Origin of the sequence: Micromonospora sp. NPDC049891 (assembly GCF_040660295.1) — a bacterium.
Classification (GTDB): Bacteria; Actinomycetota; Actinomycetes; order Mycobacteriales; family Micromonosporaceae; genus Micromonospora.
The window spans coordinates 54862-75433 of the sequence record NZ_JBFAML010000011.1 but is presented as its reverse complement, the minus strand read 5'-3'; the positions used below and the strand labels follow the sequence as shown (position 1 = coordinate 75433).

At 71.7% G+C, this 20572-nt stretch carries 19 protein-coding genes and 1 riboswitch; of the genes, 8 read left to right on the top strand and 11 right to left on the bottom strand.

All coding sequences use genetic code 11. The annotated features are described in order from the left end of the window. Positions 1-38: 38 nt before the first annotated feature. Positions 39-1790: a DEAD/DEAH box helicase gene (locus AB0I71_RS16560; protein ID WP_357585390.1), complete on the top strand. Its 1752-nt coding sequence runs from the start codon at positions 39-41 to the stop codon at positions 1788-1790. Positions 1791-1938: 148 nt separating this feature from the next. Here AB0I71_RS16560 and lon read toward each other — a convergent pair whose 3' ends face one another. After that, positions 1939-4275, bottom strand: a complete 2337-nt coding sequence (lon, locus tag AB0I71_RS16555; RefSeq protein ID WP_357585388.1) for an endopeptidase La — start codon at positions 4273-4275, stop codon at positions 1939-1941. Between the two features lie 274 nt (positions 4276-4549). Between lon and AB0I71_RS16550 the strand changes: the two genes are divergently transcribed. Further along, entirely contained in the window at positions 4550-4897 is a 348-nt protein-coding gene (locus tag AB0I71_RS16550) for an Lsr2 family protein (RefSeq protein ID WP_357585386.1), read from the top strand. Between the two features lie 141 nt (positions 4898-5038). Here AB0I71_RS16550 and AB0I71_RS16545 read toward each other — a convergent pair whose 3' ends face one another. Both AB0I71_RS16545 and AB0I71_RS16540 read right to left on the bottom strand, forming a co-directional pair. Next, positions 5039-6331 carry a hypothetical protein gene (locus tag AB0I71_RS16545; protein ID WP_357585384.1) on the bottom strand — a complete coding sequence of 431 codons (1293 nt, stop codon included), beginning with the start codon at positions 6329-6331 and terminating at the stop codon, positions 5039-5041. Positions 6332-6630: 299 nt separating this feature from the next. Then, entirely contained in the window at positions 6631-7503 is an 873-nt protein-coding gene (locus AB0I71_RS16540; protein WP_357585382.1) for a hypothetical protein, read from the bottom strand. Between the two features lie 201 nt (positions 7504-7704). Here AB0I71_RS16540 and AB0I71_RS16535 point away from each other — a divergent pair, with 201 nt between their 5' ends. The 3 genes from AB0I71_RS16535 (at position 7705) to AB0I71_RS16525 (ending at position 9657) form a co-directional block, all read left to right on the top strand. After that, the gene (locus tag AB0I71_RS16535) at positions 7705-8430 is read left to right on the top strand and encodes a helical backbone metal receptor (protein ID WP_357585380.1); all 726 of its coding nucleotides are present in this window, start codon (positions 7705-7707) and stop codon (positions 8428-8430) included. 167 nt (positions 8431-8597) lie between these two features. Next, a complete protein-coding gene (locus AB0I71_RS16530; RefSeq protein WP_357585378.1) occupies positions 8598-9167 on the top strand; it encodes a hypothetical protein in 570 nt (189 codons plus the stop codon). Between the two features lie 109 nt (positions 9168-9276). Further along, on the top strand, positions 9277-9657 hold the full coding sequence (locus AB0I71_RS16525; protein WP_357585376.1) for an FKBP-type peptidyl-prolyl cis-trans isomerase: 381 nt from the start codon (positions 9277-9279) through the stop codon (positions 9655-9657). Positions 9658-9757: 100 nt separating this feature from the next. On the opposite strand, the gene AB0I71_RS16520 is transcribed toward AB0I71_RS16525, so the two are convergent. The 5 genes from AB0I71_RS16520 to pdhA form a co-directional block, all read right to left on the bottom strand. Further along, a complete protein-coding gene (locus tag AB0I71_RS16520) occupies positions 9758-10108 on the bottom strand; it encodes an STAS domain-containing protein (RefSeq protein WP_357585374.1) in 351 nt (116 codons plus the stop codon). Positions 10109-10300: 192 nt separating this feature from the next. Beyond that, positions 10301-11560, bottom strand: a complete 1260-nt coding sequence (locus tag AB0I71_RS16515) for an Ig-like domain-containing protein (protein WP_357585372.1) — start codon at positions 11558-11560, stop codon at positions 10301-10303. Positions 11561-11877: 317 nt separating this feature from the next. Next, entirely contained in the window at positions 11878-13203 is a 1326-nt protein-coding gene (locus tag AB0I71_RS16510; RefSeq protein ID WP_357585370.1) for a dihydrolipoamide acetyltransferase family protein, read from the bottom strand. Further along, positions 13200-14216, bottom strand: coding sequence for an alpha-ketoacid dehydrogenase subunit beta (locus AB0I71_RS16505; RefSeq protein ID WP_357585368.1), 1017 nt, complete (start codon positions 14214-14216; stop codon positions 13200-13202). The genes AB0I71_RS16510 and AB0I71_RS16505 overlap by 4 nt, the downstream gene beginning before the upstream one ends. After that, positions 14216-15382 (bottom strand): pyruvate dehydrogenase (acetyl-transferring) E1 component subunit alpha, encoded by a 1167-nt coding sequence (pdhA, locus tag AB0I71_RS16500; RefSeq protein WP_357585366.1) that lies wholly within the window; start codon positions 15380-15382, stop codon positions 14216-14218. The genes AB0I71_RS16505 and pdhA overlap by 1 nt, the downstream gene beginning before the upstream one ends. A 104-nt stretch (positions 15383-15486) precedes the next feature. On the opposite strand from pdhA, the gene AB0I71_RS16495 reads away from it, so the two are divergent. Next, positions 15487-15993 (top strand): Lrp/AsnC family transcriptional regulator, encoded by a 507-nt coding sequence (locus AB0I71_RS16495; RefSeq protein WP_357585364.1) that lies wholly within the window; start codon positions 15487-15489, stop codon positions 15991-15993. A gap of 4 nt (positions 15994-15997) precedes the next feature. Here the strand turns inward: AB0I71_RS16495 and AB0I71_RS16490 are convergent, their stop codons facing one another. Continuing rightward, positions 15998-16969, bottom strand: coding sequence for a DNA primase small subunit domain-containing protein (locus AB0I71_RS16490; RefSeq protein ID WP_357585362.1), 972 nt, complete (start codon positions 16967-16969; stop codon positions 15998-16000). Between the two features lie 147 nt (positions 16970-17116). Then, a complete protein-coding gene (locus AB0I71_RS16485) occupies positions 17117-17347 on the bottom strand; it encodes a hypothetical protein (protein WP_357585609.1) in 231 nt (76 codons plus the stop codon). 147 nt (positions 17348-17494) lie between these two features. On the opposite strand from AB0I71_RS16485, the gene AB0I71_RS16480 reads away from it, so the two are divergent. Then, positions 17495-17995 (top strand): hemerythrin domain-containing protein, encoded by a 501-nt coding sequence (locus AB0I71_RS16480; RefSeq protein WP_357585360.1) that lies wholly within the window; start codon positions 17495-17497, stop codon positions 17993-17995. A 30-nt stretch (positions 17996-18025) separates the two neighbouring features. Here the strand turns inward: AB0I71_RS16480 and AB0I71_RS16475 are convergent, their stop codons facing one another. Continuing rightward, positions 18026-18895, bottom strand: a complete 870-nt coding sequence (locus AB0I71_RS16475; protein WP_357585358.1) for a metallophosphoesterase — start codon at positions 18893-18895, stop codon at positions 18026-18028. A 130-nt stretch (positions 18896-19025) separates the two neighbouring features. Then, positions 19026-19116: riboswitch (ZMP/ZTP riboswitch) on the top strand. An 18-nt stretch (positions 19117-19134) separates the two neighbouring features. Between AB0I71_RS16475 and AB0I71_RS16470 the strand changes: the two genes are divergently transcribed. Then, complete coding sequence (locus AB0I71_RS16470) at positions 19135-20571, top strand: glycine hydroxymethyltransferase (RefSeq protein ID WP_357585356.1); 1437 nt, start codon at positions 19135-19137, stop codon at positions 20569-20571. Position 20572 lies beyond the last annotated feature (1 nt).

The window sequence follows — 20572 nt, the reverse complement described above, 5'->3', positions numbered from 1 at the left end:
CCGCAGCGGACGGGTGGCCGTGATGAAAGGCTTGACCCATGAGTTCCACGCCCGTATCGCCCGACCCGTCCACCGAGCCGCCCGCCTTCACGGATCTCGGCCTACGGCCCGAACTGCTCGCCGCGCTCGCCGCGCTCGGGTACGAGGAGCCCACGCCGATCCAGCGGGAGGCGATTCCGCCCCTGTTGGCCGGCCGGGACCTGCTCGGGCAGGCGGCGACGGGCACGGGAAAGACGGCGGCGTTCGCCCTACCGCTGCTGCAGCGGATGCCGGACGACCGGGCGGGTGACGACCCGCTCGCCCTGGTGCTGGTGCCGACCCGGGAACTCGCGGTGCAGGTCTCCGAGGCGTTCCACCGCTACGGCAAGGACCTCGGTGCGCGGGTGCTGCCGATCTACGGAGGGCAGCCGATCGGTCGGCAGTTGCGGGCACTGGACGCCGGGGTCGACGTCGTGGTGGCCACCCCCGGCCGCGCCCTGGACCACATCGCCCGGGGCACGCTGCGGCTGGGCAACCTCGCCAGCGTGGTGCTGGACGAGGCCGACGAGATGCTCGACATGGGCTTCGCCGAGGACATCGAGGCGATCCTGGAGCACACCCCCGAGCAGCGACAGACGCTGCTCTTCTCCGCCACCATGCCGGCGCGTATCGACGGGATGGCCCGAGCGCACCTGACCGACCCGGTGCGCATCCTGATCGCCCGCGAGCAGCCGGTGGCCGGCGAGGCACCCCGGGTCCGGCAGAGCGCGTACCTGGTGGCGCGGGCGCACAAGCCGGCGGCGCTGGGGCGGGTGCTGGACGTCGAGTCGCCCACGGCGGCGATCGTGTTCTGCCGCAGTCGGGAGGAGGTCGACCGGCTCACCGAGACGATGAACGGTCGCGGCTACCGGGCCGAGGCGCTGCACGGCGGGATGAGCCAGGAACAGCGGGACCGGGTGATGGGGCGGCTGCGTGCCGGCACCGCGGACCTGCTCGTCGCCACCGACGTGGCGGCCCGTGGACTGGATGTCGAGCAGCTCAGCCACGTGGTCAACTTCGACGTGCCGTCGGCACCGGAGTCGTACGTGCACCGCATCGGTCGGGTGGGCCGGGCCGGCCGGGAAGGGGTGGCGATCACCCTGGCCGAGCCCCGGGAGCACCGGATGCTCAAGACCATCGAGCGGGTCACCGGGCAGCGGATCACGATCGACAAGATTCCCACGGTCGCCGACCTACGGACCCGTCGGCTGGAGCTGACCCAGGCCGCGCTGCGGGAGAGCCTGCTGGAGGACGACCTTGACCCGTTCCGGGTGATCGTCGAGACGCTCAGCGACGAGTTCGACCTGATGGAGGTGGCGCTCGCCGCGGTGAAGCTGGCTCACGAGGCGACCCTGCCCGGTTCCGACGAGGCCGAGGAGGAGATCCCGCAGGTCGCGGTCCGCTCGCCCCGGGAAGGTCGGCCGGCCGGGTACGAGAGCCGAGGTGATCGCCGGCCGTCGCGTCCCCGCACCGTCGGCACCACCCAGGTGTTCATCGGCGTCGGCCGGCGGGCCGGGGTGCGTCCGCAGGACCTGGTGGGTGCGATCACCGGGGAGACCGGAATCCGGGGCCGGGACATCGGCTCGATCGAGATCGCCGATCGTTTCTCCCTGGTCGAGGTGCCCGTCGCCGTTGCCGACGAGGTCATCGCCGGGCTGCGCGGCAGCACCATCAAGGGCCGCAAGGCCACTGTCCGTCGTGATCGTGAGGAGCGTCCCGGAGAGGGCCGCTTCGACGGCGGCGACCGACGTGAGCGTCGCGACCGACGCTGAGGGCGGAGCGACCACCCGCCGTATGCCGTGACCCGTGCCCCCGACCTGATGGTCGGGGGCACGGGTGGACTCCGGTCCGGGCAGGCGCTGCCCCACCGCGCCGGCCCCGGAGGTGTCGACTCGCCCGGGCAGCCTGCGCAGACCCCGCTCAGGCGGCGGTGATGCGCTGCCCGCCGAGCGCTGCCGGGTCGATCTCGGCCGGGCGCAGCGCCAGGGCGAGCACGTCGGCGACGTCGGCCAGGGTGTGCACTGTCAGTTGCTCGCGGACCTCGGTCGGCAGGTCATCCAGGTCCGGTTCGTTGCGAGCCGGGATGATCACCTCGGTCAGGCCGGCCCGGTGGGCGGCGAGGAGCTTCTGCTTCACGCCACCGATGGGCAGCACCCGCCCGGAGAGGGTCACCTCGCCGGTCATCCCGAACTCGGGACGGACCGGCCGACCGCTGGCCAGCGACGCCAGGGCGGTCACCATCGTGATGCCGGCGCTGGGGCCGTCCTTGGGCACCGCGCCCGCCGGGACGTGCAGGTGGATCCGCCGCCCGGCGAGGGCGTTCGGGTCCAGGCCGAGACGGCGGCCGTTGGCGCGCAGGTAGGAGAGCGCGATGTGCGCCGACTCCTTCATCACGTCGCCGAGCTGGCCGGTGAGGGTCAGCCCCGGTTCACCCTCCATGCTTGTCGCCTCGATGAACAACACGTCTCCCCCGGCGCCGGTGACCGCCAGACCGGTGGCCACGCCCGGTGTCACGGTGCGTTCCGCCGACTCCGGCGTGTGCTTCGGCCGGCCGAGGTAGCGGACCAGGTCGTCGGCGCCGACGCGGGCCGGCGTCGGATCGTCGGCCAGCGCCACGGCCACCTTCCGCATGATCTTGGCGAGAGCACGCTCCAGCTGCCGTACGCCGGCTTCCCTGGTGTACTCACCGGCGACGCGGGCCAGCGCCTCGGCGTCCACGTCGACCTCGTCGACGGTCAGCCCGGCGCGCTCCCGCTGGCGCGGCAGCAGGTGGTCGCGGGCGATGGCCACCTTCTCGTCCTCGGTGTACCCGTCCAGAGTGACAAGTTCCATCCGGTCCAGCAGCGGGCCGGGGATGGCTTCCACCACGTTTGCGGTGGCCAGGAACAGCACATCGGACAGGTCCAGGTCGACCTCCAGGTAGTGGTCCCGGAAGGTGTGGTTCTGGGCCGGGTCGAGCACCTCCAGCAGGGCTGCGGCCGGGTCGCCGGCGTACCCCACGGAGACCTTGTCCACCTCGTCGAGCAGCACCACGGGGTTCATCGAACCCGCCTCGCGCAGCGCCCGGACGATACGGCCGGGCAGCGCGCCCACATAGGTGCGGCGGTGTCCCCGGATCTCGGCCTCGTCGCGGATGCCGCCGAGGGAGACCCGGACGAACGTCCGGCCGAGTGCCCGGGCGACCGACTCACCGAGGCTGGTCTTGCCGACGCCGGGCGGGCCGGCGAGGGCCAGTACGGCACCGGAGCCGCGACCGCCGACCACACCGAGGTCACGTTCGGCGCGCCGGTTGCGCACCGCCAGGTACTCCAGGATGCGGTCCTTGACGTCGGCCAGCCCGGCGTGGTCGGCGTCGAGCACGGCCCGCGCCGCCGCCAGGTCGGTGTTGTCCTCGGTACGCGTGCTCCACGGCATCTCCAGCACCGTGTCGAGCCAGGTACGGATCCAACCCGCCTCCGGCGAGGCGTCGCTGGCCCGCTCCAGTTTGCCGACCTCGCGCAGCGCCGCCTCGCGTACCTTCTCGGGCAGGTCGGCGGCCTCGACGCGGGCCCGGTAGTCGGCCGAGCCGTCCGGGGCGTCCTCGCCGAGTTCCTTGCGGATCGCGGCGAGCTGCTGACGCAGCAGGAACTCCCGCTGCGACTTCTCCAGCCCTTCGCGAACGTCGGAGTTGATCTGCTCGGTGACCTCCTGCTCGGCCAGGTGGTCCTTGACCCAGCCGACGAGCAGTTCCAGCCGGGCCGTGACGTCCGGCGCGGCCAGCAGTTCGGTCTTCTGCGCCAGGCTGAGCCAGGGCGCGTAGCCGGCCGAGTCGGCCAGCTCGGAGAGGTCGGTCATCCGCTCCACCGCGTCGATGACCTGCCAGGCGCCCCGCTGCTGGAGCACCGAGGTCACCAGCGCGCGGTACTCGCGGGCGAGTTCCCGGGCCCTGCCGGCCGGGGCGGGTTCGTCGATCTCGGTCGCCTCGACCCAGAGCGCGGCACCGGGGCCGGGCACACCGGAACCGATGCGGGCGCGGGCGAGACCGCGGATGACTGCGGCGGGCTCCCCGCTGGGCAGCCGACCCACCTTCTCGATCGTGGCGATCGCGCCGACGGAGCCGTATTCGCCGTCCAGGCGCGGCACGGCGAGCAGCGTGCGGTCGCCGGTGGCACGGGCCGCGTCGACCGCGGCCTGGGTGGTCGGGTCGAGGGTCACCGGGATGACCATGCCGGGCAGCAGTACGGCGTCGGTCAGTGGAAGTACCGGAAGAGTTGCCATCGAACACCTGCTATCGCATTGAGTTGAGCGTGTCTGGCTCAAGTCGCGGCGACCCCCCGGTTGTTCCTCGGTGTGACCCAGCACACGACGTCCGACACATGGGGACGTTTTCACCGTCCACCGGGTCGACCACGCCCACGCCGGGCAGATCCAGAATCGGGATTTCGATGCCACGCAAAACGCGAACCGCCGCAGGGCGCGCTTTTGTTGCGCAATTGCCGGACGATCAGTCAAACTTTGAGCACACCCCGTCAGACACAGGGAGTAATCGACGATGGCCAAACAAGTAATCACGGTGCTGACTGACGACCTCGACGGCGGAAAGGCCGACCGTACGGTCGAGTTCAGCCTGGATGGCGTGGCGTACACCATCGACGTTTCCGACGAGAACGCGGGTGTCCTGCGCAAGGCGTTGGATCCGTTTATCAATGCTGGCCGCCGCCTCGGGCGTGGTGCCGCCGACACTGGCCGTAACCCACGTCGCGGCACCGGTTCGGGCACTCCGGGAATGAACCGTGAGCAGAACCGCGCCGTCCGCGAATGGGCCGTCCGGAACGGCTACAAGATTTCCGAGCGGGGCCGGATCCCGGTCGAGGTGGTCGAGGCGTACAAGAACCGCTGAGCAGCGGGAATGTCGCTCTGGCACGGTTAGGGCCTGGGTCACGGCAGGGTTACACCGACTTTCCGACATGCAGCGGGGCCGCCCGGAGAATTCCGGACGGCCCCGCTGTTTGGCGTCAGCCCACGGCCTCGGCCGCTGGCGTCAGTTGACCTCGATACGCACCGCGTCGAAGGCGGGGGTCTGGTTGGCCCGCTCCGACATCGGGATACGGTGCGAACCGTCGCCGGCCCAGACCGCGCACTGTGCGGTTCCGGAGTCCGGCAGGCCCGGAATCTGGATGGTCACCTCGTCCGGCTGGGAACCGCCGCCACCGTCCTCGGTGGCCACGAAGAAGGCCGGCACCGGCTCCGGCGCGGGGGCCTCGTTCGTGTTGTTCAGCATCCGGCAGGCGGTGTGGAAGTGTCCACGGGTCAGGCCCTGCCCGTTGAGCAGCGAGCTTTCCAGGTAGTAGCCGCCCTGACCGGCCGGCAGGAACCGGTCCCGGACGAGGTTGCGGGTGCTGACCCGGATCGAGAAGCCCTCGTTGCGGTTGATCTGCTGCGGGAAGTCGGTGATCAGCAGCGACGGGTTGTTGGCGGCGGCACCGACCTCACCGAAGGCGGTGGTGATGCAGCGGTTGCCGTTCTGGAAACCGTCGTGCCGCTGCAACTGGCTGTTGTCGCAGTTGTTCGCCAGCACGTCGAGGCCGTTGTTGTTGTTACCGCCGTTGTTACCGCCGTTGTTGTTACCGCCGTCGTTGCCGCCGTTGTCACCGCCGTTGTCGTTGCCACCGTTGTCGCTGCCGCCGTCGTTGCCGCCGTTGTTGTTGTCGACCGGCTGCACCTGGCAGGTGGCGAGGTTGGCGAGACCGCGCGGCCGGGGGCCGAACCGGTCGATGGCGATCGTGATCCGGTCGAGGGTGGCCCGACGCTTGCTGGCCAGCGGGTTGAGGATGGCGTTACGGATGAACGCCTGACCGCGGTTGCCCTCTGCGGCGAGCCGCGTGTCCGCCTCGGTGATCTGGGTCTGCAGCGCGTTCAGGTTACGGTCCACCTCGGCGCGGGCCCGGTCGGGCACCTGCGGGAGCCGACTGACCACGTCCGGACAGGCCACTGCGAAGGCTCCGGCGGTCGCGCCGTCAGTGCCGTTGCGCGTCTCCTGGCACTCCTCGACGGTCTGCTGCCCGTCGCCCCAGTGGTTGACCACCCAGCGTCCGTTCTGCCAGGTGCGGGTCGTGGTGGCGCCGCGAGCGGTCGGCGCGGTGGCGCCGGGGCTCGGTGCGACACACTCGGCCGCCACCGGTCGCTGCTGCTGGTTTGACCGTCGGTCACCGGCCGACGAGATCTGGGTCACGGCGACGACGCCGCCGAAGACAGCGAGCGTGGCGCCAACGGCCAGAAGTCGCTTGGTCCGCGCGTTACCGGATGGTCTGCGCGACCGGGTTGACCTGCGCATCGAATTGCTCTCCTTCTCGATCCGGTTCCTGATTCGTGACTCGACGGACCGAACGGAATCTTGGTGGCACGCTCGACGGGGACCGCCTGAACGCGCCGGTGGCACGTCGACGAACGACGATGCCCTTTCCGCACCGTCTCCCGCGCCTGCCGGTGCGGGTTGGGGAGATCCTGTCCATTCCCGGTGAGGTACGGGCCCGCTCCGACGGCGGTTCAAAGGCCGCCAACTTTTTTTCGATGTTTCTTTCTGCGCCCGGCCGGTCACCGTCCGCCCTCGACCGGCTGGCGCTCAGGAGGCGGTCACTCCTGGCAGAGATGGTCGTAGGCGAAGTCGCCGATGAGTTCGTCGCGCCGATCCCGTAGCCGCCGGATATCGGCGAGCAGATTCCCACGTGGCAGCAGTGCCGGCACGTCGGACTCGATCGTGCGCAGTCGCTCGCCGATCGCGAGGACGGCCAGGTCCTCGGCGAACCGGGCGGGTTCGACGCCGCAGGACAGTCCGTACGCGTGCACGCTCACCCGCTCCACCAGCACCTCACCGGGACGGACCTCGGCCCAGCTCCAACCCTCGGCCGGCCCGCGCGTCCAGCGCACGTGCAGTCCGCGCAGGATGGGGTCGGTCAACCGCCGCGCCACGTAGGCCTCCACCGCCTCGGCCCGGGCGAGCGCGCCGAGGTCGTTGACGGCACCCTCACGCCCGTCGGGCAGCCGGCCGACGATGTCCCGGAACCCGACGGCCGCCACGTCCGAACCGGCGGCACCGGCGGCGTACCGGCGGGCGTCGACGACGTACGTGACGATCCGTGGCCCGAGTCCGACGGTGCGCAGGGTGGCGGAGACGACCCGCAGCAGCGGCAGGCCGATCGCCGCGGCGACGGCCTCCGTGGTCCGCTCGGCCCGCCTGGTGGTGGCGTCGGTCGACGGTGACCGGAACTCGACTGCGAACTCGGGCCGTCCGGTTCTCGCCGCGCAGACCACATGGTCGAGCAGGGTCCGGCTGGCAGTGTTCCACTGGCTCGCCGTGAGACCTGGTGGACGACGCCTGACGATCTCGCCCAGGCGAAGCCCGACGTGCACCCGCTGCTCCGCCCGGACCAGGACGGGGCCGCGCCCGGCACCCTCCGGCACCGGCGCCAGCCCGCGGTCGTGGTCACCGGTCATCGTGGCACCCATGAATCCTCTTCAACCTCTCCCTGCCGACCGACGACGCCCGGGCCGGACAACGGTGCGCGAGCAGGTCGACAAGGGTTTCCTCGCGCCGGCCGACCGAGTCTAGGATGACGATCATGCCGGCGGCTCCCCCAGCGGGCTGTCGGTGACCGGACGGTGGTCGACGGCGGGCCACCCACCGCGCCGGGCCGAGGAGGTGGACGGGTGCGGGTGGTCTCCCTGGTGCCGTCGCTGACCGAGGCGGTGGCGACGACCCTGCCCGGGCTGCTGGTCGGTGCCACCGACTGGTGCACCCACCCGGCCGACCTGGACGTGCCGCGCGTCGGCGGCACCAAGTACCCGGACCTGGACCGGATCCGCGCGCTCCGGCCCGACCTGGTCCTGCTCAACGTCGAGGAGAACCGGCTTGCGGACGCCACGGCCCTGGCCGCGGCGGGTGTACCGATCCGGGTGACCTATCCGCGCACCGTGGACGGTGCGCTGACCGAGCTGGCCGACCTGCTTCGCGACCTGGGATCAGCAGCGGAGCCGCAGTGGCTCACGGAGGCCCGTCGCGCCTGGGCCGCGCTACCGGACACGCCGGTCCTCCGACGCGCGGTGGTGCCGGTCTGGCGGCGCCCCTGGGTGGTGCTCGGCGCCGACACCTTCGCCGGGGATCTGCTGCTGCGGCTCGGCGTCGCCAACCTCTACGCCGAACAGCCGGAGCGGTATCCGCGACCGAGCCTGCGACAGCTGCGGGACCAGGCGCCGGAGCTTGTCGTGCTGCCGGACGAGCCGTACCGCTTCACCCGCGACGACGGTCCCGAGGCGTTCCCCGGCGTCCCCTGCGCCCTGGTGTCGGGTCGGCATCTGACCTGGTACGGCCCATCGTTGGCCGAGGCTCCCGCGCTGCTGGCCGGCCAGCTCGCGGACCTGTACGTCGCCCACTGACCGCTGCCTGCGGGCCGGCTGGCGAGGCCCGGCACCGGTCGCGGGTCCCGGTCAACAGGGGTCGAAGGTCCCGGCAGGCAACGGCCTGCCGGCCCTGACCGCGGCATGGTCCGCGAGCGTCCAATAGAAGTGCCACCGGGACACGCGGTGCGAAGCAGAGAAGGGACGTGGACATGATGACCGCGATGATCGAGCGGAACACCGCCGCCAAGACCCCGGTGGCCGAGACCAACCAGGAGCAGAACCTCCGGACGCGGGCCACCCGCTACCTGCTCGCCGGGCTCCGCCTGGCCCTCGGTTGGGTCTTCCTCTGGGCCTTCCTGGACAAGGTGTTCGGGCTGGGCTTCGCCACCGAGGCGAAGAACGCCTGGATCAACGGGGGCAGCCCGACCAAGGGCTTCCTCAGCTTCGGTGCCGCCGGTCCCTTCCAGGGCTTCTACAACGGCATCGCCGGGGCCGCCTGGGCCGACTGGCTCTTCATGATCGGCCTGGCCGCCATCGGTACCGCGCTGCTGCTCGGCATCGGGGTTCGCGTCGCCGCCGCGGCCGGCGGTCTGCTGCTGGTGCTGATGTGGACGGCCGTCCTGCCTCCGGAGAACAACCCCTTCATGGACGACCACCTCGTCTACGCCGGGGTGCTGGCGCTGCTCGCGGTGACCAACGCCGGCGACACCTGGGGCCTGGGCCGCATCTGGGCGCGGCTGCCGATCGTCAAGCGGTTCGGCTGGCTCCGCTGACTCTGATCACCTCCCCCGCGGCGGGCGTCACCTACCGGTGGCGCCCGCCGCACCGCGTAGCATCCGGCAGGATTGTGCTGACCGGAACCGACGCACCAGGAGAATCCGCATGAACCAGGCAGCGAGCAAGCCCGAGATCGGTCCGATCGAGGGCACCCCGCCGGCCGACCTCGTGATCGAGGACATCACCGTGGGCGACGGCCCGGAGGCCCAGCCCGGACAGTTGGCCCGCGTGCACTACGTCGGGGTGTCCCACTCCACCGGCGCCGAGTTCGACGCCTCCTGGAACCGGGGCGAGCCGTTCGACTTCCCGCTCGGCGGCGGCCGGGTCATCGCCGGCTGGGACCAGGGTGTGGTGGGGATGCGGGTCGGCGGCCGGCGCCGACTGACCATCCCGCCGCACCTCGGCTACGGCAGCCGGGGCGCCGGTGGGGTCATCAAGCCCAACGAGACCCTGGTCTTCGTGGTCGACCTGCTCGGCGTCCGCTGACATCGCGCGTCCGGCGCCGGCCCCGTGCCCGGCGCCGGACGCGTCACCGCCGCCCCGCACGAGTTACGCCGCCCACCGGCGGCCGTGCGGAGCCGACCGGTCACACCGCGGCGAGCACCCGCTCCGGGCAGGCACCGACGACCGGGATGACCCGCCGCAGGCCGGTGGCCCGTAGCACCCGCTCCACCACCGGCGGCGGGTCGACGAGCACCAGGTGGCCGCCCTGCGAGCGCACCCAGAGCCGGGCCGCGACGAGCGTGCGCACCCCGGCCGCGGTGAGCAACCGGACCTCGGAGAGATCCACCCGCAGCTCGGTGCGGGTGGGGGCCGCCCAGAGCGCGGCGCGGAACGCCGCGACCGTGGCGATGTCGATCACACCGACCACGCGAACGCACACCGCGTCGTCCGACACGCTGGTCTCGACGTGGAACCGTTCCTCGCGCTCTCGCATACGACGAACCTATCCCCCGCCACCGACACTTCCACCCTGCTGGAAGGCGGTTCCGGGTAAGCCCAGGGCATGACCCGCAGGCCGGCCGGGTCCACCCTAGGGACGATCCCCCGCCCCCGGGTGACCACATTCCTCAGCCCGCGACGAGGCGCCGGGCCGACCCGCGGCGGGTGGCCCGGCGCGTGCGCGTGGTCAGCCGCCGCTCGCCGACGGCTGCGGGTCGGGCGAGCCCCCGGCCACCGCCCCCGGGTCCGGCGCCTGGGTCGGCGTGGGCCGCAGGCCGGCGGGCACCGGCAACGCGCTGCCCTTGGCGAACTGCTCCCAGCTGACGTTCCACGCCGTCCAGCCGTTGCCCTCGTTGAGCTCGACCTCGGTGCCCTTGACGGTCACCAGGTCGCCGACCTGGGTGATGCCCATCAGCCAGTCCGCGTTGGCCGCCGACAGGTTGGTGCAGCCGTGCGACACGTTCGTGTATCCCTGATCCCCCTCGGACCAGGGTGCGCCGTGGATGAACTCACCACCCCAGGTGAGCCGCTGCGCGTCCTCGACGTCGACCACGTACGGATCGGCCGAGCCCCGCGTGTCGAAGGTGGTGAAGTCGTGCTTCTCCATGATCACCATCTTGCCGCTGGACGTCGGTGTGCTCGGCTTGCCCAGGCTGACCGGCAGCTTGCGCAGCAGCTTGCCGTCCCGGATCACCGACATCTGCTTGCTCGCGTTGTCGATCTCCAACTCGACCTGCCGACCGATCTTCGAGGTGGCCCGGCGGTCGGCGTCACCGACGCTCTCCTTGCCGATCGGCAGACCCTCCAGCGCTGAGCGGACCTTGATCGTCGTACCTGGCCGCCAGAAATCGGGCGCTCGGTAATAGACCTGGCTGCCGTCGGACACCCAGGACCAGGTTCCCGGCTGCGGCGGATCCGTTTTCACGAACAAACGGCGCTGCACATCCGCCCGCGCCTCTTTGGGAATTGGCGGGTCGAAGGCGACGGTTACCGGCATCGCCGTGCCGTACGTCCGATCACCGGCGAAATACAAAGTGCTGACGATCGCCGGTTTGGAAGATTTGGGCTGCGTCGTGAACGTCGTCCTACGGGTGACCGTCTTCCCGGAGTCGCCGGTCGCGGTGACCTCCGCGGTGTACGTCCGCTTCGACTCCAGTGTCCGGCTCGGCACCCAGCCGGTGCCGTCCTCACGCGGCTCCGCCGCGACCGTCGCGCCCTTGTCGTCGGTGATTCGCACGGCGGTGACCCGCCCGTGCTTGACGACGGTGCCGATCTCCCCGGTGACCGGCACGTCGCGGGTGCCCTCGGCCGGCGTCACCGCCAGTTCCGGGTTGGCTCGCGCCTCGGCGGGCTGCCCGGGCCTGCGGTCGCTGGTGCACGCGCCCAGCGCCAGCGGTGCCGCTGCGACGCTCACCGCCAACAGCGTCAGTCGCCGCCTCAACATCATGATGCGTCCCCCCGTTTATCGCCGCTTCCTCCGCCACATTCTCCCTAGCTCGACGCCGACGTTTTCGCGGTTTCGACCAAGAGCTGGGACATTGCATGGAGAACCCTTTCCGTAATCGCACCAGGGCGAACGGAAAATGCCAGCGACGACGCAACGGGCGGTACTCGGCCGACTGTGACGCTATGTCCGGCGCCGTACCTGTGAATCCGGCCCCGCGCGTCCGCATCCGGCGGCAGGTCGGGGCGCGCGACGTCGATCGAGGGGTTCAGCGTCCCGGCCGTGGACCGGGCCGCCGGACCCCTCGATCGACGGGGGCGTCAGACGGTGGCGATCAGCAGCGCCGGCTGCTCGACGCAGTCGGCCACGTGCCGCAGGAATCCGCCGGCCACGCCGCCGTCGCAGACCCGGTGGTCGAAGGTGAGGCTCAGCTGCGTCACCTTCCGGACCGCGAGCTGACCGTCGACGACCCACGGCTTGTCCACGATGCGGCCGATACCGAGCAGCGCCGCCTCCGGATGATTGATGATCGGGGTCGAGCCGTCGACGCCGAACACCCCGTAGTTGTTGAGCGTGAAGGTTCCGCCGGTGAGCCGGGACGGCGGCAGTTCGCCGGCCCGGGCCGCGGCGGTGGTGGCGGCGAGTTCGGCCGCGAGTTCGGTGGTGGTCAGCCGCTCGGCGTCCCGCAGCACCGGCACCACCAGGCCCCGGTCGGTCTGGGCGGCGATACCCAGGTGCACCCCGGCGGACTGGATGATCCGCTGCCCCTCGGTGTCGACCCGCGCGTTGAGCTGCGGGTACCGGCGCAGCCCGGACAGACAGATCCGCGCGAGCAGGGCCAGGATGCTCACCGGGCCGTCCGGGCGGGCGGCGTTGATCGCGGCCCGGGTCTGTAGCAGGGCGGTGGCGTCGGCGTCGACCCAGATCGTCACCTCGGGGATCTCCCGGCGGCTCCGGGAGAGTTTGTCCGCGATGGTGCGGCGGATTCCTGTCAACGGGATGACGACGTCCTGCGCGCCGGCCGGGGCCGGCCCGCCCGCGAGCGCGTCGGTCGTGGGCCGCTGCGCCGCAGTGGTGCGGCCGGGCTCGGCGGCGGTGTCGGCCGCCGCCTGCACGTCGGCCCTCCTGATCACCCCGCCGGGGCCGGTGCCGCGCAGCGTGCGCAGGTCCACCCCGTGGTCGCGGGCCAGCCGCCGCACGATCGGCGAGATGACCAGCGCCGGTAGCGGTTCGGTCGCCGCCGGGGCGGTCGTCGGGTCGACGACCGCCAGCCGGGGCCGACGTCGCCGTCGGGTGCCGCCGTGTCCGGTGCCGTACCCGATCAGGACGTTGCCGGAGCCGGCCCGCTCCTCCTCGCGGTAGACCGCGTGCCCGGGCGGCTCACCGCCGCCGGCACGACCGGTCACCGACTCGGCGACGGTGATCAAGGGCTGGCCCACCGGGCGCACCTCGCCCTCGGCACCGTGCAGGGCGACGACCCGGCCGGCGTACGGGCAGGGCACGTCGACGACCGCCTTGGCGGTTTCCACCTCGACCACGGTCTGGTCCACGGTGACCGTGTCGCCGACCGCGACCCGCCACTGCACGATCTCCGCCTCGGCGAGACCTTCACCGAGGTCGGGCAGGAGGAAAACCTTCTCGGTCATGCCGCACTGCTCTCGGTCAGCCAGCGCCGGTCGGGCTGGTCGTCCCACTGCAACCGGGCCACCGCGTCGAGTACCCGGTCGACCGACGGCAGGTGGGTGTGCTCCAGCATCGGTGCCGGGTACGGGATGTCCAGCCCGGAGACCCGCAGCACCGGGGCGTGCAGCGCGTGGAAGCACCGCTCCTGCACCCGGGCGGCGATCTCCGCGCCGACCCCGGCGAAGCCCTGCGCCTCCTGCACCACCACGCACCGCCCGGTACGCCGAACCGAGGCGGCGATGGTGGCGTCGTCGAACGGCACGATGGTGCGTACGTCGACCACCTCCAGGTCCCACCCCTCCTCGCGGGCGGCCTCGGCGGCCTCCAGCGCGACCGGGACCGCCGGCCCGTACGCGACGAGGGTGGCGTCGCGTCCGGCCCGGCGCACGACCGCCCGGCCGAACGGCTCGGTACGGGTCGGCAGCGCGGTCTCGGCGCCGGCGAAGTAGAGCTTCTTCGGCTCCATGAACACCACCGGGTCGGGGTCGTCGATCGCCTCCCGCAGCAGCGAGTACGCGTCGTCGACGGTCGCCGGGGTGACCACCTTCAGGCCCGGGGTGTGTGCGTAGTACGCCTCCGAGGAGTCGCAGTGGTGTTCCACGCCGCCGATGCCTCCGGCGTAGGGCACCCGGATCACCATCGGCACGCTCAGCGCGCCCCGGGTGCGGTTGCGCAGCTTCGCCACGTGGGAGGCGATCTGTTCGAACGCCGGGTACGCGAACGCGTCGAACTGCATCTCGACCACCGGACGCAGCCCGGACATGGCCAGCCCGACGGCGAACCCGACGATGCCGGCCTCGGCGAGGGGGGTGTCGAAGCAGCGCTTGTCGCCGAAGCGGGCCTGCAGACCGTCGGTGATCCGGAAGACCCCGCCGAGCTGTCCGACGTCCTCACCGAAGACGAGCACCCGCTCGTCGTCGAGCATCGCGTCGGCGAGCGCGGCGTTGAGCGCCTTCGCCATGGTCATGGTGGCCATCAGGCGTCCTCCTCCGCTGCCGCGGCCAGTTCCGCGCGCACCTGCTCCCGCTGCTCCACCAACTGCGCCGTGGGTTCGGCGTAGACATGGTCGAAGAGGCTGAGCGGGTCGACGGTGGGCTGGGTGTTCATCCGCTCCCGCAGCTGCGCCGCGTACGTCTCGGCCTGCTCGGTGATCTCGGCGACGGCCGCGTCGTCGAGCACGTCCCGGCCGCGCAGGTAGGTCTCCAGCCGGGTGAGCGGGTCCCGGTCGCGCCACGCCTCGACCTCGTCGGCGTCGCGGTAGCGCGAGGCGTCGTCGGCGTTCGTGTGCGGCTCCATCCGGTAGGTGTGCGCCTCGACCAGGAACGGTCCCTTGCCGGCGCGGGCGTGCTCCACCGCACGGGTGAGCACGGCGAGGACGGCCATCGGGTCGTTACCGTCGACCTGCTCGCTGGGCACGCCGTAGCCGACGCCCTTGTAGGCGAGCGACGGGGCGGCGGTCTGCCGGGACAGCGGGACGCTGATGGCGTACCTGTTGTTCTGCACGAAGTACACGACGGGTGCCTTGAACACGGCGGCGAAGTTGACCCCCTCGTGGAAGTCGCCCTCGCTCGTGGCGCCGTCGCCGATGTAGACAAGCGCCACGGTGTCGCGTCCCTGGTACGACTCCCCGTAGGCCAGACCCGCGGCGTGCACGCACTGGGTCGCGAGCGGGGTGCACTGGGGCGCGGTGCGCCGCTGCGCCGGGTCGTACCCGCAGTGCCAGTCGCCGCGCAGCAGCGTCAGCACCTCGACCGGGTCGATGCCGCGGGCGGTGAGCGCCATCGACTCCCGGTAGGTCGGGAAGACCCAGTCGTCGTCGCGCAGCGCCAGGACGCCGCCGACCTGGCAGGCCTCCTGACCCCGGGAGGACGGGTAGACGGCCAGTCGGCCCTGCTTGGTCAGCGCGGTGGCCTGCGCGTCGAAGCGCCGGCCGACGACCATCCGCCGGTACATCTCGCGCAGCGCCTCGACCGGCGGTTCGGGATAGTCCGCGCGGGCCGGCAGCAGGGTGCCGTCCGGGTTGAGCAGCCGGACCGGCTCGGTCCGGGGCAGCAGGCCGGCGGCGGGATCGGGCGCGGTCGGGGTGGCCGGTCGGCGCGTGCGCGGGGATGCCCTGCGGGCCGCCTGGGGGGTGGTGGTCACGGCGGAACCTCCTGGACGTGTGGTGGCCCTATGCTCCTGCTGTTGGATGATTGACTCAAGATGCCCGGTGAACGCGGGATGAATGGCACCCGGAGGAGGTCGCGATGAGCCAGGAGGCCGCCGACGAGGCGGACCGGCGGGGCGGAACGGGACGTTCGGCCGTCGCCCTCGACGAGGTGGACCGGCGCATCCTCGACGAGCTGACCCGGGACGGCCGGCTCTCCATCCGGACCCTCGCCGAACGGGTGCACGTCTCACGCACCAACGCGTACGCCCGGGTGGAGCGACTGCTGCGCGACGGGGTGATCACCGGGTTCGCCGCGCGGGTCGCCCCGGAGCCGGCCGGCCTGGGCACCTCGGCGTACATCGCCCTGACGATCAGGCAGAACACCTGGCGCGAGGTGTCGGCGGAGCTGGCCCGGGTGCGCTACGTCGAGCACGTGGCGCTGCTCAGCGGCGAACACGACGTGCTCGCGCTGGTCCGGGCACCGGACAACGCCACCCTGCGGGACGTGGTGCTGGACCGGGTGCAGCGCATCGCCGGGGTGCTCGCCACCCGCAGCTGGCTGGTCTTCGAGGAGTACGACGGGGTGCGCAGCCCGTGGGCGTGACAGCTCAACGCTCGGGTGGCGGGTCCAGGCCCTCCCGGTCGGCCAGTTCCAACAGGGGGGTCAGGGAGAAACGCCGCTCGTCCAGGCCCGCGTGCGGGTCGCCCAGCTCGGCGAACCGACCCGGCATGGTGGTCACGTCGAAGTCCTCCGGCCGGGCGTCGTCCAGCTCCGCCCAGTCCAGCGGCGCGGAGACCAGCGCGGCCGGCGTCGGCCGGATCGAGTACGCCGAGGTCATGGTGTGGTCCCGGGCCATCTGGTTGTAGTCGACGAAGACCGGCCGATCCCGCTGCTCCCGCCACCAGGTGGTGGTGACCAGGTCCGGCCGACGCCGCTGCATCTCCCGCCCGAGGGCCAGCACCGCGCGCCGGCAGTCGCCGAAGCTCCACCGAGGCTCGATGGAGACGTAGACGTGCAGACCGCGCCCACCGGTGGTCTTGGGATGGCCGGCCAGGCCCAGCTCGTCGAGGAAGGCACGCACCTCGTGGGCCACCGGCACGACCTTGTCGAACCCGACCCCGGGCAGTGGGTCCAGGTCGATCCGCAGCTGATCCGGCCGCTCCACGTCCGCCCTGGTCACCGGCCACGGATGGAAACGCAGCGTGCCCAGGTTGACCGCCCAGATCACCACGGCCAGCTCCCCCGGGGCGACCTCGTCGGCGGTGCGTCCGCTGGGAAAGGTGATGTGGGCGGTGCCCACCCAGTCGGGCGCACCGGCCGGCACCCTCTTCTGGTAGAACGCGTCACCCCGGTTGTCCTGTCGGGTGGCGATGGTCGCGCCCTCGAAGACGCCGCGGGGCCACCGTTCCAGCATGGTCGGCCGGTCCCGCAACGCGCGCAGGATGCCGTCGCCGACGGCGAGGAAGTAGCGCACCACGTCCAGCTTGGTCAGCCCTCGCTCCGGGAAGTACGGCTTGTCCGGGCTGGTGACGCGGACCGTCCGCCGCCCCACCTGGATCTCCTCCGCCGCCGTCGCCACATCTGAGAGGGTACGACGCGGCACCGGGCACGGCGGGCCACCGCCGGGAGCTGCGTCGCGCCGAACTCCGGCCGGCGCGCTCAATCCGCGCCCGGGTCCGGCCGGATCGGTGGACGGGGCGGAGCGTGCCCCGCCACCGTCGCCGGATCAGCCGTTCTCGCGTTGCAGACGGGCGGCAAGCATCTGCTTGCCCTGCTCACCCGCCTTGCGGTTGTTCTCCTGGATCTTGCGGAACCAGGTGGCGAGTTCCTCGTCACCGCGAGCCTCCGCGTCGGCGATGTAGGTCTCCAGGTGCCAGATGTTCTCCAGCGACATCTGCAACGCGTGGATCAGGTCGTAGTTCTTGTCCTTCACCGGACTGGCCGGCCGCTGCACCATCGTGGCCACGACTCACCTCCCACTCGTCAGGTCCCGGCCGCATACCCCCGGTCGGCGGCGGCACACGCATCCGCCCGAGGTGCCGTTTCCGGGGTTCGCGCCAGGGTAGGAGAGCAGGCCTCGAAGCGAACCGAGGAGGTCAGCCAGGTGTCCACCGATGCCATCGTCCTGCTGAAAGAGGACCACAAGGAGATGCGCCGCCTGTTCAAGGAGTTCCAGGCCAGCGAGGACGCACCGGCCAGCAAGCGCGGGAAGCTGGTGAAGGAGATCCTCGAGGCGCTCACCGTGCACACGTACCTGGAGAACGAGATCATGTACCCGGAGGTCCGCAAGCGCCTGCCGGAGCTGGAGGACCACATCCTGGAGTCGTACGAGGAGCACCACGTCGCCGACGTGCTCTGCTTCGAGCTGGCCTCGATGAAGCCCGACGACGAGCACTTCAACGCCAAGACGACGGTGCTGATCGAGAACGTCCTGCACCACGTCGAGGAGGAGGAGCAGGAGTGGTTCCCGAAGGTGCGCGAGTCGATGGGGCGTAAGGAGTTGCAGGAGATGGGCCAGCGGATGATCGACACGCGCCCCCAGGCACCCCGGACCCCGACCGCGCCCAAGGCGCTCAAGAAGTCACTGGAGGCGATGGGCGCCTGACGCCTCGTCGCGGGAGTGGTGGCGTGGCCGTCACCAGGCCGTCGATGGCACCCCCTCCGGCGCCGGCAGGATCTGCCGCAACCGGCCCGGGGGTACGCCACGAGGCCGCCACTCCCGTGGGTAGCCCACCGACACCTCCTCGAACCGCACCCCGTCGTGCCAGGTGGTGCGGGGAATGTGCAGATGGCCGTAGACCACCGCGGCGGCGTCGAAGCGTACGTGCCAGTCGGCGGTGGCGTCGGTACCGCACCACTGGGCGAAGATCGGGTACCGCAGGACGCGCGTCACGTCCCGGACCAGCGGCCAGTGGTTCATCAACACGGTCGGCAGCGCCGGGTCGCGCTCGGTGAGCCGGCGGGCGGTCTCGGCCACCCGGGCCGCACACCATGCCGACCGGCTCTCGTACGGGTCGGGGTGCAGCAGGAACTCGTCGGTGCAGACGATTCCGGTCCGGTACGCCTCGGCCAGCGCCGCCTCGGGCGTGTCGAAGCCGTCGGGCCGCCAGCTGTGGTCGTAGAGCAGCAGCAGCGGCGCCACGGTCACCGGGCCACCCGGCCCCGCCCACACCGGGTACGGGTCCTCGGGGGTGACCACGCCGAGTTCACGGCACAGTTCGACCAGGTGCGCGTAGCGCGGCACGCCACGCAACGTCACCGGATCCCCCGGGGGCGTCCACAGTTCGTGGTTGCCCGGCGACCAGACGACCCGGGCGAACCGGCCGGCCAGCAGCCGCAGCGCCCACTCCACGTCGGCGACGGTGTCGCCCACGTCACCGGCGACGAGCAGCCAGTCCTGCGGGGTCCGCGGCCGCAGCCCCTCGACGATCGCCCGGTTCTCCGGATGCCGCACGTGCAGGTCGCTGATGGCCAGGAGACTGCCAGCACCGTCCGTCCCCGCCATGCGGCGATCCTAGTTGCCCGCCGGGCCTCCGGCCCGACCGCAGGCGGCGGTCCCGCTAGCCGGCTGCGGGTCCACCACGTGCCGCACGGTCGGCGCTGCGGCCCGCCGTGACGGCGTACCCGGTAGGATCCCCTCGGGCCGTGACTGGCGCATTGGAGATGGAGAACCATCGGGGAGCGGCCCCGTCACGAGGACGCATGCCGAGCGCCTGGGCCTTCCGCACGTCACCTGGAGGTCGCATGCCGCGCAACGCCGAATCCACCGCCTTCCGCAGCGCTCTTGAGGTGATCCGTGGTGTCGAGCCACGGGTCGCCGACGCGATCGGGGCGGAGCTGGCCGACCAGCGTGAGTCGCTCAAGCTCATCGCCAGCGAGAACTACGCCTCCCCGGCGACGTTGCTGGCCATGGGCAACTGGTTCAGCGACAAGTACGCCGAGGGCACCATCGGGCGCCGGTTCTACGCCGGCTGCCAGAACGTGGACACCGTCGAGGCGCTCGCCGCCGAGCACGCCCGGGAGCTGTTCGGCGCGACGCACGCGTACGTACAGCCGCACTCGGGCATCGACGCCAACCTGGTGGCGTTCTGGGCGATCCTGGCCGACCGCGTCGAGGCACCCGCGTTGCAGCGGGCGCAGGCGCGTCACGTCAACGACCTGACCGAGGCGGACTGGTTCGCACTCCGGCGCGAGCTGGGCGACCAGCGGATGCTCGGCATGTCGCTGGACGCCGGCGGGCACCTCACCCACGGTTTCCGGCCGAACATCTCCGGCAAGATGTTCGACCAGCGCAGCTACGGCACCGACCCGGCCACCGGCCTGGTCGACTACGACAGGGTCGCCGAGGCGGCTCGCGAGTTCCGCCCGCTGGTGCTGGTCGCCGGCTACTCGGCGTATCCCCGCAAGGTCAACTTCCGGATCATGCGGGAGATCGCCGACTCGGTCGGTGCCACCTTCATGGTGGACATGGCGCACTTCGCGGGTCTGGTGGCCGGCAAGGTCTTCACCGGCGACTTCGACCCGGTGCCGCACGCGCACATCGTCACGACCACCACCCACAAGTCGCTGCGTGGCCCGCGCGGCGGCATGGTGCTGTGCGGGCCGGAGCTGGCCGACCAGGTCGACCGGGGCTGCCCGATGGTGCTCGGCGGCCCGCTGCCGCACGTGATGGCCGCCAAGGCCGTGGCCCTCGCCGAGGCCCGCCGACCCGACTTCGCCGACTACGCCCGGCGGATCGTCGACAACGCGCAGGCGCTGGCCGAGGGCCTGCTGCGCCGGGGGGCCAGGCTGGTCACCGGCGGTACCGACAACCACCTGGTGCTGATCGACGTGACCGGCTACGGGCTGACCGGCCGGCAGGCCGAGCAGGCGTTGCTGGACTCGGGCATCGTCACCAACCGCAACGCGGTGCCGCAGGACCCGAACGGCGCCTGGTACACCTCCGGCATCCGGATCGGCACCCCCGCGCTGACCACCCGTGGGCTCGGCACGGCGGAGATGGACACCACCGCCGAGCTGATCCACACCGTGCTCAGCCAGACCAGTGCCGGGGCGAACCCGGACGGTACCGCCTCCAAGGCGAAGTACGTGCTCGACCCGGCCCTCGCGGACAAGGTCAGCCGCCAGGCCAGCGAGCTGCTCGGCGGTTTCCCGCTCTACCCGGACGTCGAGCTGGGCTGAT

Bases quoted from the DNA above. Each gene is read 5' to 3' on its own strand.
- AB0I71_RS16560 (WP_357585390.1), top strand. From the start codon at position 39: ATGAGTTCCACGCCCGTATCGCCCGACCCGTCCACCGAGCCGCCCGCC.
- lon (WP_357585388.1), bottom strand. From the start codon at position 4,275: ATGGCAACTCTTCCGGTACTTCCACTGACCGACGCCGTACTGCTGCCC.
- AB0I71_RS16550 (WP_357585386.1), top strand. From the start codon at position 4,550: ATGGCCAAACAAGTAATCACGGTGCTGACTGACGACCTCGACGGCGGA.
- AB0I71_RS16545 (WP_357585384.1), bottom strand. From the start codon at position 6,331: ATGCGCAGGTCAACCCGGTCGCGCAGACCATCCGGTAACGCGCGGACC.
- AB0I71_RS16540 (WP_357585382.1), bottom strand. From the start codon at position 7,503: ATGGGTGCCACGATGACCGGTGACCACGACCGCGGGCTGGCGCCGGTG.
- AB0I71_RS16525 (WP_357585376.1), top strand. From the start codon at position 9,277: ATGAACCAGGCAGCGAGCAAGCCCGAGATCGGTCCGATCGAGGGCACC.
- AB0I71_RS16520 (WP_357585374.1), bottom strand. From the start codon at position 10,108: ATGCGAGAGCGCGAGGAACGGTTCCACGTCGAGACCAGCGTGTCGGAC.
- AB0I71_RS16515 (WP_357585372.1), bottom strand. From the start codon at position 11,560: ATGATGTTGAGGCGGCGACTGACGCTGTTGGCGGTGAGCGTCGCAGCG.
- AB0I71_RS16510 (WP_357585370.1), bottom strand. From the start codon at position 13,203: ATGACCGAGAAGGTTTTCCTCCTGCCCGACCTCGGTGAAGGTCTCGCC.
- AB0I71_RS16505 (WP_357585368.1), bottom strand. From the start codon at position 14,216: ATGGCCACCATGACCATGGCGAAGGCGCTCAACGCCGCGCTCGCCGAC.
- AB0I71_RS16495 (WP_357585364.1), top strand. From the start codon at position 15,487: ATGAGCCAGGAGGCCGCCGACGAGGCGGACCGGCGGGGCGGAACGGGA.
- AB0I71_RS16485 (WP_357585609.1), bottom strand. From the start codon at position 17,347: ATGGTGCAGCGGCCGGCCAGTCCGGTGAAGGACAAGAACTACGACCTG.
- AB0I71_RS16475 (WP_357585358.1), bottom strand. From the start codon at position 18,895: ATGGCGGGGACGGACGGTGCTGGCAGTCTCCTGGCCATCAGCGACCTG.
- AB0I71_RS16470 (WP_357585356.1), top strand. From the start codon at position 19,135: ATGCCGCGCAACGCCGAATCCACCGCCTTCCGCAGCGCTCTTGAGGTG.